Genomic DNA, 14,962 nt, shown 5'->3' with positions numbered 1-14,962 from the left:
TGTGCGAGCTTCCCCCGCTGGCTCGGTGGGCTGACGCAGTTGCGCGTACTGTCGGTGAGCCACAATCGTCTGGCGTCGTGGCCGGATTTTGTCGCCGGCCTGCCGCATCTTGCGCTGCTGTGGATCGAGCACAACGGCATCGCGTCGCTGCCGGCGGATTTCGGCTTCGGCGGCCATCGCTTCGAGACGTTTGCGCACGGCAATCCGTTCGACGAATGGTCGCTCGTCTCGATCGACATGGTGATGCAGCGCGGGACATCGGCACCCATTCACCATGAGCGCAATGCCAATGTGCCCAGCCTTCATCTGCGCGGCAGAATGCCTGCCCCGGGCCGCGTTCAGCATGGGGGGATCGCGGCGCTGCTGTACGACGCTCCGCAGATCGTCTTCGATACAGACACCGTTGGCCAAGCGGTATCGGCCTCGCAACGGCAGGCCGCGTCGCGCGAGCTGATTGCCGAGGTCGGCCAACGCCTGGCTTCGGCCCAGGGCCTGACGCGACGCGGGGACGCCATCATGGCCTACCGGCTGGAGCGGCTGGAATCGTGGCTGGCGCAGGATGCCGGCCTGCATCAGGCATGCACCGGCGCCATACGCGCCTCGCTGGACGATTGCGGCGACGCGCTGCTGCAGGCGCTGGACGATGCGGAGATCGCCATCGTGCAGGCCATGCTGGCCCGGCATCAGGGCGGCGCCGTCGATACCGTCGCGGGCCTCGGGCGCGGCCTGCTCCGGCTGGATCTGCTGCGACAGGTGGTGTTGCGGCGCTCGCCCGCGCTGCCGCAGGCGTTCGACCGGCTGACGGCCTGCCGGATGCTGCTGGCGGAGGAACTCGCGCTGCCGGGCGAGACGCGTCCCATATCCGAGCGGCAGTGGGAGGCGGCGCAACTGTCCGAAGACGACCTGCACGCGATTCGCGACGAAGTGCTGGCGCTGGAGTCGGCGCACGATTTCCGGCGCCTCGATACGTTCATGGCGGAGTGGGCGCCATGGCAGCAGCAGGTCCGCCGGTTGCGTGCGGGGCAGCTGGATCGGCTCAATACGCTGCTGCAGGACATGCTGCAGAACGCCGACGCGCTCGTGCGCAAGGGCGAGCTTCCCGCGCAACTCTTCGACGAGATCGCGGCGGGCTTGCCGCGCCATTACGAACTGACCTTTCGCGTGGTATGCCGGGAAGCGTTCCGCGCCTATCGCCTCGGCTTGCCGGCAGGCGATCCGATCGCAGGCGTCCGCCGGCACGCCGCGACGGCCCACGTGACGGCCCACGTGACGGCCCGGGCGTTGGACGCGTGACGAACGGCGTATGCCGAACGCGATGGCCGCACGACGGCCCTCTTCGCGGGGCGGACGGCATCGAAAAGGAACGTTCGCTTTCCGAAAAGTGGCCTGCGCGTGATCCGTACGATGACCGCCTCATTCACTCTATGAGGATCGGAAGTCATGGCGACATTTATCGGATTGGTGAAGAAGACGAACTACGAGCAGTACTACAACGAGGTCCGGAACAATCCCGGCGACTTCGTGAAGCGCGTCCTCGAGGGTGATGGGGCCCGTCCGCGCGTGGACGGATCGGAACCGAGCGGCAAGTTTCAAATCGGCGACAACGTCTTCACGCTGACGCTGGCCACGAACGGCAAGACACGGCGACTGTGCATCCGGCGCGAGTTCGAGAACGACGAGTCGTGGGCGCGGATGCGCATGATGGAGCTGATGGACTTTCTGTTCTTTCGCAGCAGCACGCGCACCATGGAGCGGGCGCTGCGCAGCGAGACCACCATGACGACGGCGCTGGTCAGGGGCATGCGCGGGCAATCCAGTCTCATTGTCGAGGAGCTGTGGCCCCGCATCGAGGCACCTGACGCCGATGCCGACGCTGGTCCTTCCGACCGTCGCGGCAACGCAGGGCCGACGAACCCCCGCGATATCGGAACGCTCGCTGGGAGCACTGGTGCCGCTCAACCCTGGGGAAATCGATGCGTGGATACGCTGTCCCGAGGGCGGTCCGGTGGCCCTGGCGCATATCGACCGAAGCAAGACCAGAATCGAGGGCGACATCCTGGTGCTGTCCTTCAAAAGCGCGGGCGATGCCATCGAGTTTCGCCTTCACGCCCCGAGTGTCCAAAGGCATGGGAAGGAGCGGGTCCAGCGCGACATGGAGCGCTTGCTGCGTATTGCCAAGGGCCAGAGAGAGGGCTGCGATTATCGCAACATGGCCGAATTGATGGGTCGTTTCATGGTCGCGACGATCGAAGACGAAGCCCCCCGATTGCTGAAACACTCCGCCAGCACGCGCGTCTGGGACAACGATGACCACGAGGTCGGACCGCTGCTGCTCTGTACGGCGAACAAGGGCGTCATGAGGCCGGCTCGCGCGACGGAACGGGCCCTCGCCCGTGCGGTCGAAGAAGCCATGGCGCCCTGCCGTGCGGCCGCCGCCCAGCGCTTTGAGACCATCCGCAATGGGGTGTGCCGCGACAAGGGCGATCCCGTGCTGTCCACGGTGCTGGATGCACGCGAGAGGCTGATCGAAAAGATCCAGCAGAAGGTCAAGCCTTATCTCGCCGGACAGCGCCTCGCGGCGTTCGTGCGCCAGGTCGTGCAGCAGCGCGGTGTGAGCGCCCCCGCGGCGCAGGAGCTGCACACCGATCGCGTGGCGGGCGCCGTCTTGCCGGACCGCGTGCGGCTGGTGCACTTCACACGCAAGCCGGGGCTGCTGGAGCGCCTGTCCGGCGACGAGCCCGGCGAGGAGGTGCTCGCGGTCGCGTCGCGGGAGGACGGCGACGCCTTGCGCTTCGTGCCGCAGGGGCAGCGCGGCACGGCGCAGTGGGCCTGGAAGACCATCAAGCTGGCCGAGGTGCCGAGGGATGTCGAAAGCGATGCCAGGGCACTGCATCAGACGGTGTTCGACAGCGCGCTGGGACGGATCTACCAGGACGAGATCGTCCCGCTTGTCTCGGAATGCATCCTGGCGCTCCAGCGCGATTTTCGCTTCCAGGGCGAGCCCGAAGCTACGGCGGCGGCGGGGCTGTTGCTCATGCTGACCGCCAATCTGCGGATCGGCAATACGACCTTCGGTTACCTCCAGCGCTGGGCTAACGACGGGGCGTCGGCACGCGCGGCCGTGGTGGGCCGACATGACGTCTCGGCCGACCGCGTCATTACCGCGGAAGAGGACGCGGCGCGTTCCCGTCCGGTGGCCCGGGATCCGGTCTCGCCGCGCCAGGCCGCGGCGTACGCGCTCCGGCAGGATCTGAAGACTGTATTCCCGGGGATCGCCAACGTGACGGAGGCCGACTGCGGTAAACCCGTCACTGTCTACACGGAGGGCAAATTCGCGTCCGTGCCCGAGTTTCGTCTGGCCGAGCCGATCCAGCCGGGCGATCAGCGGCAGTGGCGTCCGATAGTCGACGGCAAGGTACCGAACCAGCAGTCGGAGCCGTCTTCCTCCGCCGAGAAGAAGGCGCCAGCCGAGACGGTGCCGACCGAAAAGGTGCCGACCGAAAAGGTGCCGACCTGATCGGTGGCGGTCTGAGTCCGATGCCTCATTCGCCGTACTGGCGCAGTCCCTCGAGATCGAGCACCTCGATCTCGCCATAGTCGACCCGCACCAGGCCCTGCTGTTCCAGCACCTTCAGGGCCTGGTTCGCCCGCTGGCGCGAAATGCCGGCCAGCAGTCCGATCTCCTCCTGCGAAATTTCCAGCTTGGTGCCGATGCCCGGATAGAGGTGCTCGTTGAACAGCGACGACACCGCGCGCGCCACGCGCGAGTCGATATCGAGCAGCCGCTCGTATTCGACCGCGGCAATGAACTGGCCGAGCCGCTCGTTCAGCTGGGTCAGCAGAAAGCGCGTGAAGGGTAGGCTGGTGTCGAGCAGCCATTGGAAGGTCTCGCGCGGCAGGAAGGCGATGCGCGAATGGCGCAGCGCCATCACGTCGTACTTGCGGATCTCCTGCTTCAGCGCGGCCCCTTCGCCGAACCATCCGCCCGTCGGCACGCCGGTGAAGGTCACCGACTTGCCCGATGGCGACACCGTGGTGATCTTGACGATCCCCTCCAGCACGCCCAGCCAGTGCTCGGCCATCTCGCCCTTGTGGCAGACGTAGTCGCCGGGGTTGTATTCGCGCACGAACATGGCCTGCCGCACCCGCTGGCGCTGTTCGTCGCTGAGGTCGGCGGCCCAGATGCACCGGTCGAGAAAGTCGTTGAGCATGCCTGCTTGGCTCCGGTCGGGAGTCCGGCAAGGACTCCGCTAGGGATTAACCCGGAATTGTCACCGACGTGACAACCGGGGGGAGGGGCATCGGCTATCTTACGTTCACCACGGACCGACCCGCGCCCAAGGCGCGGCCACGATATCCCTGGCGCGCCGCGGCCTGCTGGCCTTCGGACGAGCAGGGGCAAGTATAACGATCGGCACCGGCGCTTGGCACCGGCGGGAACCCACCCGTCGGAGGGACAGGAGACAGCGATGCAGGACAGGTCGGCAACGACCTTCCCGCGACTGCTGCTGGCGCATGCGCAGCAGCGGCCGGATCATCCGGCCTATCGCGAGAAGGACCTCGGTATCTGGCAGACGAGCAGCTGGTTGCAGGCGGCGCAAGAGGTACGTGCGTTGGCCTGCGGACTGGCCGCGCTGGGCTTCGGCCGCGGCATGAACCTGGCGGTGGTGGGCGACAACCGTCCGCGGCTGTACTGGGCCATGACCGCCGCGCAGGCGCTCGGCGGCGTGCCGGTGCCGCTGTACCAGGACGCGATCGCCAGCGAGATGGTCTACGTGCTGCGCGACGCGGATATCGCGTTCGCGGTGGTCGAGGATCAGGAGCAGGTCGACAAGCTGCTCGAGGTCGAGGAAGAGGTGGCCGCCCAGGGTGGTGCGGTGCGCCATCTGATCTACGAGGACCCGCGCGGGCTGCGCGATTACGGCCATCCGTCGCTGATGTCGTACGAGCGCCTGCAGGAGATCGGCCGCGAATACGACCGCGCGCATCCGGGCTTCTTCGACGAAGCCGTGGCGGCCGGCGATCCCGACGATACCGCGATCATCCTGTACACCTCGGGCACCACCGGCAAGCCCAAGGGCGTCTGCCATTCGCACCGCGGGCTGATCGGCGCGGCGATGCACGGCTGCGAATTCGACCGGCTCGGCCCCGACGACGACGTGCTGTCGTACCTGCCGATGGCCTGGGTCGGCGACAACCTGTTCTCGTACGCGCAGGCGCTGGCCGCGGGCTTCACCGTCAACTGCCCGGAGTCGCGCGAGACCGTGATGACCGATCTGCGCGAGATCGGCCCGACCTACTACTTCGCGCCGCCGCGCATCTACGAAAGCCTGCTGACCCAGGTAATGATCCGCATGGAGGACGCCGGCTGGCTCAAGCGCAAGCTGTTCGGCTGGGCCATGGAGGTGGCGCGCCGCTGCGGCGCCGACATCCTCGATCGCCGCCCGGTGCCGCTGCTCGAGCGGATGCGCTACGCGCTGGGCGAATCGCTGGTCTACGGCCCGCTGCGCAACGTGCTCGGCATGAGCCGCATCCGCGTGGCCTATACCGCGGGCGAGGCGATCGGTCCGGACCTGTTCCGCTTCTACCGCTCGATCGGCATCAACCTGAAGCAGTTCTACGGCCAGACCGAGACCTGCGCCTATGTCTGCCTGCAGCCCGACGGCCAGGTCAAGTTCGACTCGGTCGGCCCGGCCGCGCCCGGCATGGAGATCCGCATCGCCGAAAACGGCGAGGTGCTGGTGCGCGGCGTCGGCCTGCTGAAGGCGTATTACAAGCGCGACGACGCGACACGAGAGGCGATCAACGACGAGGGCTATTTCATGACCGGCGACGCCGGCGTGATCGACGCCGACGGTCATCTGAAGATCATCGATCGCGCCAAGGACGTCGGCAAGCTGGCGGACGGCTCGATGTTCGCGCCCAAGTACATCGAGAACAAGCTCAAGTTCTTCCCGTACATCAAGGAGGCGGTGGCATTCGGTACCGGCCGCGACCGCGTCTGCGCCTTCGTCAACATCGACTTCGAGGCGGTCGGCAACTGGGCCGAGCGGCGCCATCTGCCGTACGCGGGCTATATCGACCTGGCCGCGCAGCCGCAGGTGATCGACCTGATCGCCGAATGCGTGGAGCAGGTCAATGCCGATCTGGCGAAGGATCCGGCGCTGTCGGGCTCGCAGATCGCGCGTTTCCTGATCCTGCACAAGGAGCTCGATCCCGACGACGACGAGCTGACCCGCACCCGCAAGGTGCGCCGCGGCTTCATCGCGGAGAAGTACGGGGTGCTGATCGACGCGCTGTACGCCGGACGCCCGGAGCAGTTCATCGAGACGCGCGTCAAGTTCGAGGACGGGCGCGAAGGCAGCGTCAGCGCGACGCTGAAGCTGGTGGATGCCAAGCGCTTCCCGCCGGCCGGATCGGCGCAAGCCGCGCAGGCGACGCAGGCCGGCGCGGCCGCGCCGGCCGAGCAAGCGGCATAGCAGGGGCAGGAGGATGACGCAGATGGCGTGGCAAGGCGTGGAGCGGCGGGCCGACGGCTCGCCCGAGTGGGCGGGCGCGGGGCCGGGTGCGGGAACAAGCGCCGCCGGCGAGCCGCTGGCCGAGGGCGGCGTGGCGATGGCGGCGGAGTCGGTGCCGGGCCAGCGCGCGGCATCGACGCGGCATGGCGAGGTGATTCTCGACCTGCAGCATATCTCGCTGGCATTCGGCGGCGTCAAGGCGCTGACCGATATCTCGTTCGATGTGCGCGAGCACGAGATCCGCGCGATCATCGGCCCGAACGGCGCCGGCAAGAGTTCGATGCTGAACGTGATCAACGGCGTCTATCACCCGCAGCAGGGACGCATCGTGTTCCGCGGCGAGGAACGGCGCAAGATGAATCCGACCGCCGCCGCGCGCCAGGGCATCGCCCGCACCTTCCAGAACATCGCGCTGTTCAAGGGCATGACCGTGCTCGACAACATCATGACCGGACGCAACACGCGCTTCCGCTCCGGCCTGCTGGCCAATGCGCTGTGGTGGGGACCGGCCCGCAACGAGGAGATCGCGCACCGGCGCAAGGTCGAGGAGGTGATCGACTTCCTGGAGATCCAGTCGATCCGCAAGACCCCGGTGGGGCGCCTGCCCTACGGCCTGCAGAAGCGCGTCGAGCTGGCGCGCGCGCTGGCGGCCGAGCCCTCGCTGCTGCTGCTCGACGAGCCGATGGCAGGCATGAACGTCGAGGAGAAGCAGGACATGTGCCGCTTCATCCTGGACGTCAACCAGCAGTTCGGCACCACCATCGTGCTGATCGAGCACGACATGGGCGTGGTGATGGACATCTCCGACCGCGTGGTGGTGCTCGACTACGGCAAGAAGATCGGCGACGGCACGCCCGAGCAGGTCAAGTCCAACCCCGAGGTGATCCGCGCCTACCTGGGCGCGTCGCACTGAACGGCCCGCCCGCTCGCCCACCCGCTCGCTTGCGCAACGCTGACTCCCGTCCTTCACCGAGGCCACGCCGATGACCTTCTTCTTCGAAATCCTGCTCGGCGGACTGCTGTCCGGGCTGATGTACTCGCTGGTGGCGCTCGGCTTCGTGCTGATCTACAAGGCCTCCGGCGTGTTCAACTTCGCGCAGGGCGCGATGGTCTATTTCGCCGCGCTCGCCGTGGTGGGCCTGATGGACAAGGGCATGCCGATGTGGGCGGCGGTGATCGGCGCCTTCTTCGTGATGACGCTGGTGGGCATCGGCACCGAACGCTTCGTGCTGCGCAAGCTGGTCAACCAGCCGCCGATCACGCTGTTCATGGCGACCATCGGCCTGTCGTTCTTCCTCGAAGGGCTGGGGCCGCTGCTGTTCGGCAACGAGGTGCGGCCGATCCAGCTGGGCATCGTCGACGAGCCGATCGAGGCGATCCTGACCCGCTTCAATATCGTGATCTCGAAGTTCGACCTGGCCGCGGCGGCGATCGCCGGCGTGCTGGTCGCCACGCTGGCGCTGTTCTTCCAATACACGAAGGTCGGCCGCGCGCTGCGCGCGGTCGCCGACGACCACCAGGCCGCGCTGTCGCTGGGCATTCCGCTGCAGCATATCTGGGCGATCGTCTGGGGCGTGGCCGGCTTCGTCGCGCTGGTGGCGGGCATGCTGTGGGGCTCGCGCAACGGCGTGCAGTTCGCGCTGACGCTGACCGCGCTGAAGGCGCTGCCGGTGCTGATCCTCGGCGGCTTCACCTCGGTGCCGGGCGCGATCGTCGGCGGACTGATCATCGGCGCCTCGGAGAAGCTGGCCGAGATCTATATCCCGCCGGTGTTCCAGTCGATGTTCGGCGGCAACTTCGGCGGCATCGAAGGCTGGTTCCCCCTATGTGTTCGCGCTGCTGTTCCTGCTGGTGCGGCCAGAGGGGCTGTTCGGCGAAAAACATATCGACCGCGTGTGACGGTCCGTCAGGTGGCACGACGCCAAGGAGTCGCCCATGTTCTATCGTGAAGCCGGCCAGTTCAAGACCGACTATGTCGCCGACAGCCAGATCTTTCCGATCCGGCAGGACCGCATCGGCTTCGCCGTGCTGCTCGCGCTCGCCTTCGTCGGCGTGCCGCTGATCGGCAGCGAGTACTGGTTCTCGGCGATCCTGATCCCGTTCCTGATCTTCTCGCTCGCCGCGCTCGGGCTCAATATCCTGACCGGCTACGCGGGCCAGCTGTCGCTGGGCACCGCGGCCTTCATGGCGGTGGGCGCCTACGCGGCCTACAACTTCCAGCTGCGCATCGAGGGGCTGCCGGTGCTGCTGACCTTCGTGCTGGCCGGGCTGTCGGCCGCGGTGGTCGGCGTCGCCTTCGGCCTGCCCTCGCTGCGGATCAAGGGCTTCTACCTCGCGGTGGCGACGCTGGCGGCGCAGTTCTTCGTGGTGTGGGCGCTGACCAAGTTCCCCTGGTTCTCGAACAACAGCTCGTCGGGCGTGATCACCGCGCAGCAGCTGAACCTGTTCGGCCTGCCGATCGACACGCCGATGCGCAAGTACCTGTTCGTGCTGGCGATCGTCACAGTGCTGGCGCTGGTCGCCAAGAACCTGGTGCGCTCGTCGACCGGACGCGCGTGGATGTCGGTGCGCGACATGGACGTGGCCGCCGAGGTGATCGGCATTCCGCTGATGCGCACCAAGCTGCTGGCGTTTGCCGTCAGCTCGTTCTACTGCGGCGTGGCCGGCGCGCTGTATGCGTTCTGCTACCTGGGCTCGGTCGAGCCGGACGGCTTCTCGTTGGACCTGTCGTTCCGCGTGCTGTTCATGATCATCATCGGCGGGGTCGGCAGCATCCTCGGCTCCTTCCTCGGTGCCGCGTTCATCCTGCTGCTGCCGATCCTGCTCGACAACATGCTGCCGCCGCTGGCCGCGCTGCTGCACCTGCCGTTCACCAACGCGACGGTGTCGCACATCCAGATGATGGTGTTCGGCGGCCTGATCATCTTCTTCCTGATCGTCGAGCCGCACGGCCTGGCTCGGCTTTGGCAGATCGGCAAGGAGAAGCTGCGGCTGTGGCCGTTCCCGCATTGACGCCGTGTCGACGGGGCACGCGCCGATGTCATGCAAACGGGTCGTTGGACAACAACGCCATAACAATGCACCTGCCAAGGTGAAGGAGACAGTGATGAGCAACCTGATTCGCAATGCCCAGCGCGTCGCGCTGGCAGTCGGCGCGGCCGCCGCGCTGCTGGTGCCGGCGCTGCCGGCGCAGGCCCAGAGCGGCGAGCAGTTCATCGCGCTGCCCAGCTACCGGGTCGGGCCGTATGGCGCCAACGGGCAGTCCTGGTACGGCGGCTTTATCGACTATCTGAACTACGTCAACCTGAAGGAGGGCGGGGTCAACGGCGTCAAGCTCAGCTGGGAAGAGTGCGAGACCGAGTACAACAACGCCAAGGGCGTCGAGTGCTACGAGCGCCTGAAGGGCAAGAACCCGACCACCAGGGGCACCGCCTACCATTCGATGTCGACCGGCATCTCGTACGCGCTGGTCGACAAGACGGCGGCCGACAAGGTGCCGCTGGTGATGATGGGCTATGGCCGCACCGACGCGGTGGACGGCTCGGTGTTCCCCCTACGCCTTCCCGCTGGTGACCACCTACCAGATGCAGGTGTCGGCGATCGTCAAGTACCTGGCGGGCAAGAGCGGCGGTTCGCTGGCCGGCAAGAAGATCGTCTACCTGTACCACGACTCGGCCTACGGCAAGGAGCCCATCGTCGCGCTGCAGGCCGAGGCCAAACTGAACAAGTTCGACCTGATCGAGATCCCGGTCGCGCATCCCGGCAACGAGCAGGGCGCGCAATGGCTGCGCATCCGCCAGGAGCGGCCCGACTACGTGATCTTCTGGGGCTGGGGCGTGATGAACCAGACCGCGCTGAAGGCCGCGCAGAAGGTCGGCTATCCGCGCGACAAGATGATCGGCTCGTGGTGGGCCGGCTCCGAGGAGGACACCGTGCCGGCGGGCGACGCCGCCAAGGGCTACATGAGCGCGACCTGGAACGTGGCCGGCAAGGGCGTGCCGCTGATCGCCGACATCGAGAAGGTGGTCTACGGCGGCGGCAAGGGCAATATGCAGGACCGCAACAAGATCGGCTCGGTGCTGTACAACCGCGGCGTGTCGGCGGCGGTGGTCACGGTCGAGGCGATCCGCGTGGCGCAGAACAAGTTCGGCAAGGGCAAGCCGATGAGCGGCGAGCAGATGCGCTGGGCCTTCGAGAACCTGAACCTGACCAACGCGCGGCTGCAGCAGCTCGGCGCCACCGGCCTGCTGCCGGAGATCAAGACCAGCTGCGAAAACCACGAGGGTTCGGGCAAGGTCAAGATCCAGCAATGGGACGGCGCCAAGTGGACCGTGGTGTCGGACTGGATCGAGGGCAACAAGAGCCTGATCCACCCGCTGTTCAAGGCCAACGCGGCGCAGTACGCGAAGGAGAAGGGCATCACGCCGGCTTGCGCCAAGTCGTGATGCGCATCTTGAAGCTTGCGTAAGGCGTTCTCCCTCTCCCCCGACCTCTCCCCCGCTTTCCCCCCGGACCGGAGAGGGAGAACACCACCGCGCCCCGCTATCCCTATCGAGGTCCACCATGACCCTGCTGTCCATCAACAACATCGAAGTGATCTACGACCACGTGATCCTGGTGCTCAAGGCGTGTCTCTCGACGTGCCCGAGGGCAGCATCGTGGCGCTGCTGGGGGCCAACGGAGCGGGCAAGACCACCACGCTGAAGGCGATCTCGAACCTGCTGCGCGCCGAGCGCGGCGACGTGACCAAGGGCTCGATCGAATACCGTGGTGCGCGCGTCGACCAGCTGACGCCGAACGATCTGGTCAAGCGCGGCGTGATCCAGGTGATGGAGGGCCGCCACTGCTTCGCCCACCTGACCATCGAGGAAAACCTGCTGACCGGCGCCTATACGCGCGGGCTCTCGCGCGGCGAGACGCGCGACGAGCTCGACAAGATCTACACCTACTTCCCGCGCCTGAAGACCCGGCGCAAGTCGCAGGCCGGCTATACCTCCGGCGGCGAGCAGCAGATGTGTGCGATCGGCCGGGCCATGATGGCCAAGCCCAACATGGTGCTGCTCGACGAACCGTCGATGGGCCTGGCGCCGCAGATCGTCGAGGAGATCTTCGAGATCGTGCGCGACCTGAACCAGCGCGAGCGCGTCAGCTTCCTGCTGGCCGAGCAGAACACGATGGTCGCGCTGCGCTATGCCGACTACGGCTACATCCTGGAGAACGGCCGCGTGGTGATGGATGGCGCCGCCGAGTCGCTGCGCACCAACGAGGACGTCAAGGAGTTCTACCTCGGCGTGGCCGCCAACGATGCCGACGGCGGCGGCCGCAAGTCGTTCCGCGACGTCAAGAGCTACCGCCGGCGCAAACGCTGGCTGGCCTGAGCGGCGCACGGACCAGCGCGCGGACCGGCCGGCCCGCGCGGCGATCGGCGCCGACAACTTGCCCTACCCGGCCGCCGCCGTATCCGGTATCGCCCGGCATCCATCCTTACCGACATCCGTCACCATGTCCGAATACTTCGACGCTCTCGAGACGCGCGACCCCGCCGCGCGCGAACAGGCCCTGCTGGCCGCGCTGTCGCGCCAGGTCGCCCATGCCAGGACGCATGCGCCTTACTTCGCCGAGGCGCTGCGCGATGTCGATCCGCAGGCGCTGACCTCGCGCGAGGCGCTGGCCGCGCTGCCGGTCACGCGCAAGGCGCAGCTGAGCACGCTGCAGCAGGCCAGTGCCCCGCTCGGCGGGCTGAACGCGACGCCGCTGGGCGCGCTGCGCCATATCTTCCAATCGCCCGGGCCGCTGCACGAGCCCGACGGCCACGGGCCGGACTGGTGGCGCACCGCGCGCGCGATGTACGCGGCGGGCTTTCGCCGCGGCGAGCTGGTCTACAACACCTTCTCCTATCACTTCACGCCGGCCGGCATGATGATGGAAACCGGCGCGCACCGGCTGGGCTGCTGCGTGTTTCCGGCCGGCGTCGGCCAGACCGAATCGCAGGTGCAGGCGCTGTCGATGCTGCGGCCGGCCGCCTACGCCGGCACGCCGTCCTTCCTGAAGATCCTGCTCGAGCGCGGCGCCGAGCTGGGCCAGCCGTGCAGCCTCGCCAAGGCGCTGGTCTCGGGCGAGGCGCTGCCGCCTTCGCTGCGCGCCTGGTTCGTCGAGCGCGGCATCAAGGTGCACCAGATGTACGGCACCGCCGATGTCGGGCTGATCGCCTATGAGAGCGAGGGCGCCGACGGCTGGGTGGTCGACGAGGGCGTGCTGGTCGAGATCGTCGAACCGGGCGGCACGCGGCCGATGCCGGAGGGCGAGGTCGGCGAGGTGGTGGTCACGGTGCTGGGCAACGAGGACTATCCGCTGATCCGCTTCGGCACCGGCGACCTGTCCGCGGTCGTGCCGGGCTCGTCGTCGACGCCGAGCCCCTGCGGGCGCACCAATATCCGGCTGCGCGGCTGGCTGGGCCGCGCCGACCAGACCACCAAGGTCAAGGGGATGTTCGTCCATCCGGGCCAGATCGGCGAGGTGATGCGCCGCCATCCCGAGCTGCGCGCGGCGCGCCTGATCGTGACGGGCGCGCCGGGCGCCGACGTGATGACGCTGCATTGCGACGCCACGCGGCAGGATGCGGGGCTGGCCGATGCGATTGTCGTGTCGATGCGCGACGTGATGCGGCTCAAGGGCGAGGTCCGGTTCGTGCCGGCCGGTTCGTTGCCGCAGGACGGCAAGGTCATCGAGGACGCGCGCAGCTACGACTGAGGGGGTTCATGACCGAGCGCGTTCACGACGGAGCGCGTTCACGACCGAGGGCGTTCATGACCGAGCGCGTTCAGCGCCGCCGCGGCGGCTCGGGCTCGTTCGGCGACGCGGCCGAGGCCGGCCCATAGCCGCCGCGCGGCCGTGTCGGCAGGTACAGCAGATAGGCCGTCGCCACCGCGCCCAGCACCAGCAGCGCGATCGACAGCGCGGGCCGCTCGCGCAGCAGCCAGGCGGTGGTCGGCAGCGAGATCCACATCATCGCGATCGCGAGGATCTTGGCGCGCAGCGGGATGCTGCGGTGGCGCTGCCAGTCGTGCACGATCGGCCCGAGCCGGGGATGGCGCATCAGCCAGTCATGGAAGCGTTCGGAGCCGCGCGCGAAGCAGGCCGCCGCCAGCAGCACGAAGGGGGTGGCCGGCAGCACGGGCAGGAAGACGCCGAGCACCGCCAGCATCATGCAGACGATGCCGAGCGTGGCCCAGGCCGCGCGCACCAGGCGTTCGCGGCGGCTGCGCCGGACCTCGGCAATGACGACAGGGGGTTTATCCAGCGGGGAATCTCCAGCGGTCTGCAGCGGGGGAGCGCGGCGGCTACTGCGGCTACTGCAGCGGCTGCCGCGGTCAGTTGACGGCGCACAGGCGCGCCTTGGCCGCATCGTACTCGGCCTTCATGCGCGCGACAATCTCGCCGGCCGACTGGATCGCGTCGATCTGCCCGACGCCCTGGCCCGCGCCCCAGATGTCCTTCCACGCCTTGGCCTTGGAGCTGCCGCTGGAGAAGTCCATCTTGCTCTTGTCGGCCTGCGGCAGGTTCTCCGGATCGAGGCCCGAATTGAGGATGCTCTCGCGGATGTAGTTGCCGTGCACGCCGGTGAACAGGTTCGTGTAGACGATGTCGGCGGCCGCCGCATCGGTGATCGAGCGCTTGTAGGCTTCGCTGGCGTGCGCTTCCTGCGAAGCGATGAAGCGCGTGCCGACATAGGCGAAGTCCGCGCCCATCGCCTGCGCCGCCAGTACCGCGTCGCCGGTCGCGATCGAGCCCGACAGCGCGATCGGACCGTCGAAGACGCGGCGCACCTCGCCGACCAGCGCGAACGGCGACAGCGTGCCGGCATGGCCGCCGGCGCCCGCGGCGACCAGGATCAGGCCGTCGACGCCGGCCTCGATCGCCTTTTCGGCATGGCGCAGGTTGATCACATCGTGCAGCACGATGCCGCCATAGCTGTGCACCGCGTCGATCATCTCCTTGACCGGCGCGCGCAGCGAGGTGATGAAGATCGGCACCTTGTGCTCGACGCAGACGCGCACGTCCTGCTCCAGCCGCGCGTTCGACGCGTGCACGATCTGGTTGACCGCGATCGGGCCGATCGTGGCATCGGGATCGGCGGCGCGAAAGGCCGCCAGCTCCTGTTGCATCTGCGTCAGCCATTCGTCGAGCAGCTCGGCCGGGCGCGCGTTCAGCGCCGGGAACGAGCCGACGATACCGGCCTTGCACTGCGCCAGCACCAGTTCCGGATAGCTGACGATGAACATCGGCGACGCGATCACGGGCAGCGTCAGGTTCTGCAGGGCGGCAGGGATATGTTTGGCGGCGGGCATGGTGTCTCCTTGACCACGGATGCGATGGCGCGGCGTGGCATCGATGTTCTGAACGATCGTTCGATTATAGGGACTTCCTTTGCGCGGGCGTTATCG

10 protein-coding genes and 3 pseudogenes are annotated in these 14,962 nt (G+C 67.6%); 9 read left to right on the top strand and 4 right to left on the bottom strand.

Annotated elements, in window-relative coordinates; genetic code table 11:
* The first annotated feature begins 54 nt into the window (after positions 1–54).
* Entirely contained in the window at positions 55–1,293 is a 1,239-nt protein-coding gene (locus OJJOAM_RS07605; RefSeq protein WP_422649392.1) for an NEL-type E3 ubiquitin ligase domain-containing protein, read from the top strand.
* A 296-nt stretch (positions 1,294–1,589) separates the two neighbouring features.
* On the opposite strand, the gene OJJOAM_RS07600 is transcribed toward OJJOAM_RS07605, so the two are convergent.
* Entirely contained in the window at positions 1,590–1,802 is a 213-nt protein-coding gene (locus OJJOAM_RS07600; RefSeq protein ID WP_422649391.1) for a hypothetical protein, read from the bottom strand.
* A gap of 62 nt (positions 1,803–1,864) precedes the next feature.
* On the opposite strand from OJJOAM_RS07600, the gene OJJOAM_RS07595 reads away from it, so the two are divergent.
* A complete protein-coding gene (locus OJJOAM_RS07595) occupies positions 1,865–3,517 on the top strand; it encodes a hypothetical protein (RefSeq protein ID WP_422649390.1) in 1,653 nt (550 codons plus the stop codon).
* Positions 3,518–3,542: 25 nt separating this feature from the next.
* On the opposite strand, the gene OJJOAM_RS07590 is transcribed toward OJJOAM_RS07595, so the two are convergent.
* On the bottom strand, positions 3,543–4,211 hold the full coding sequence (locus OJJOAM_RS07590; RefSeq protein WP_006578248.1) for a Crp/Fnr family transcriptional regulator: 669 nt from the start codon (positions 4,209–4,211) through the stop codon (positions 3,543–3,545).
* A 258-nt stretch (positions 4,212–4,469) separates the two neighbouring features.
* On the opposite strand from OJJOAM_RS07590, the gene OJJOAM_RS07585 reads away from it, so the two are divergent.
* The 7 genes and pseudogenes from OJJOAM_RS07585 to OJJOAM_RS07555 all read left to right on the top strand — a co-directional run bounded on the left by OJJOAM_RS07585 (position 4,470) and on the right by OJJOAM_RS07555 (position 13,268).
* Positions 4,470–6,479: an AMP-dependent synthetase/ligase gene (locus OJJOAM_RS07585; RefSeq protein ID WP_422649389.1), complete on the top strand. Its 2,010-nt coding sequence runs from the start codon at positions 4,470–4,472 to the stop codon at positions 6,477–6,479.
* A 13-nt stretch (positions 6,480–6,492) separates the two neighbouring features.
* Positions 6,493–7,431, top strand: coding sequence for an ABC transporter ATP-binding protein (locus OJJOAM_RS07580; protein ID WP_422649388.1), 939 nt, complete (start codon positions 6,493–6,495; stop codon positions 7,429–7,431).
* A 70-nt stretch (positions 7,432–7,501) separates the two neighbouring features.
* A pseudogene (locus OJJOAM_RS07575) lies at positions 7,502–8,417 on the top strand (branched-chain amino acid ABC transporter permease).
* A 36-nt stretch (positions 8,418–8,453) separates the two neighbouring features.
* Positions 8,454–9,530 carry a branched-chain amino acid ABC transporter permease gene (locus OJJOAM_RS07570; RefSeq protein WP_422649387.1) on the top strand — a complete coding sequence of 359 codons (1,077 nt, stop codon included), beginning with the start codon at positions 8,454–8,456 and terminating at the stop codon, positions 9,528–9,530.
* Between the two features lie 94 nt (positions 9,531–9,624).
* Positions 9,625–10,963, top strand: a pseudogene (locus OJJOAM_RS07565) (ABC transporter substrate-binding protein).
* 118 nt (positions 10,964–11,081) lie between these two features.
* A pseudogene (locus OJJOAM_RS07560) lies at positions 11,082–11,896 on the top strand (ABC transporter ATP-binding protein).
* Between the two features lie 124 nt (positions 11,897–12,020).
* Positions 12,021–13,268, top strand: coding sequence for a phenylacetate--CoA ligase family protein (locus tag OJJOAM_RS07555; RefSeq protein ID WP_422649386.1), 1,248 nt, complete (start codon positions 12,021–12,023; stop codon positions 13,266–13,268).
* A gap of 70 nt (positions 13,269–13,338) precedes the next feature.
* Here OJJOAM_RS07555 and OJJOAM_RS07550 read toward each other — a convergent pair whose 3' ends face one another.
* Together OJJOAM_RS07550 and OJJOAM_RS07545 are read right to left on the bottom strand one after the other, a co-directional pair.
* Positions 13,339–13,761 carry a YbaN family protein gene (locus OJJOAM_RS07550; RefSeq protein WP_422649385.1) on the bottom strand — a complete coding sequence of 141 codons (423 nt, stop codon included), beginning with the start codon at positions 13,759–13,761 and terminating at the stop codon, positions 13,339–13,341.
* Positions 13,762–13,888: 127 nt separating this feature from the next.
* Entirely contained in the window at positions 13,889–14,866 is a 978-nt protein-coding gene (locus OJJOAM_RS07545) for an NAD(P)H-dependent flavin oxidoreductase (protein ID WP_422649384.1), read from the bottom strand.
* Between the last annotated feature and the right edge of the window lie 96 nt (positions 14,867–14,962).

This window comes from Cupriavidus sp. H18C1 (assembly GCF_049311595.1).
Classification (GTDB): domain Bacteria; phylum Pseudomonadota; class Gammaproteobacteria; order Burkholderiales; family Burkholderiaceae; genus Cupriavidus; species Cupriavidus cauae.
The sequence above is the reverse complement of the archived record's forward strand: the minus strand, read 5'-3'. Positions and strand labels throughout refer to the sequence as shown.

Coding starts and splice junctions, on each gene's coding strand:
- OJJOAM_RS07545 (WP_422649384.1), bottom strand. CDS start 14,866: ATGCCCGCCGCCAAACATATCCCTGCCGCCCTGCAGAACCTGACGCTG.
- OJJOAM_RS07580 (WP_422649388.1), top strand. CDS start 6,493: ATGACGCAGATGGCGTGGCAAGGCGTGGAGCGGCGGGCCGACGGCTCG.
- OJJOAM_RS07570 (WP_422649387.1), top strand. CDS start 8,454: ATGTTCTATCGTGAAGCCGGCCAGTTCAAGACCGACTATGTCGCCGAC.
- OJJOAM_RS07600 (WP_422649391.1), bottom strand. CDS start 1,802: ATGCCCCTGACCAGCGCCGTCGTCATGGTGGTCTCGCTGCGCAGCGCC.
- OJJOAM_RS07555 (WP_422649386.1), top strand. CDS start 12,021: ATGTCCGAATACTTCGACGCTCTCGAGACGCGCGACCCCGCCGCGCGC.
- OJJOAM_RS07585 (WP_422649389.1), top strand. CDS start 4,470: ATGCAGGACAGGTCGGCAACGACCTTCCCGCGACTGCTGCTGGCGCAT.
- OJJOAM_RS07595 (WP_422649390.1), top strand. CDS start 1,865: ATGCCGACGCTGGTCCTTCCGACCGTCGCGGCAACGCAGGGCCGACGA.
- OJJOAM_RS07590 (WP_006578248.1), bottom strand. CDS start 4,211: ATGCTCAACGACTTTCTCGACCGGTGCATCTGGGCCGCCGACCTCAGC.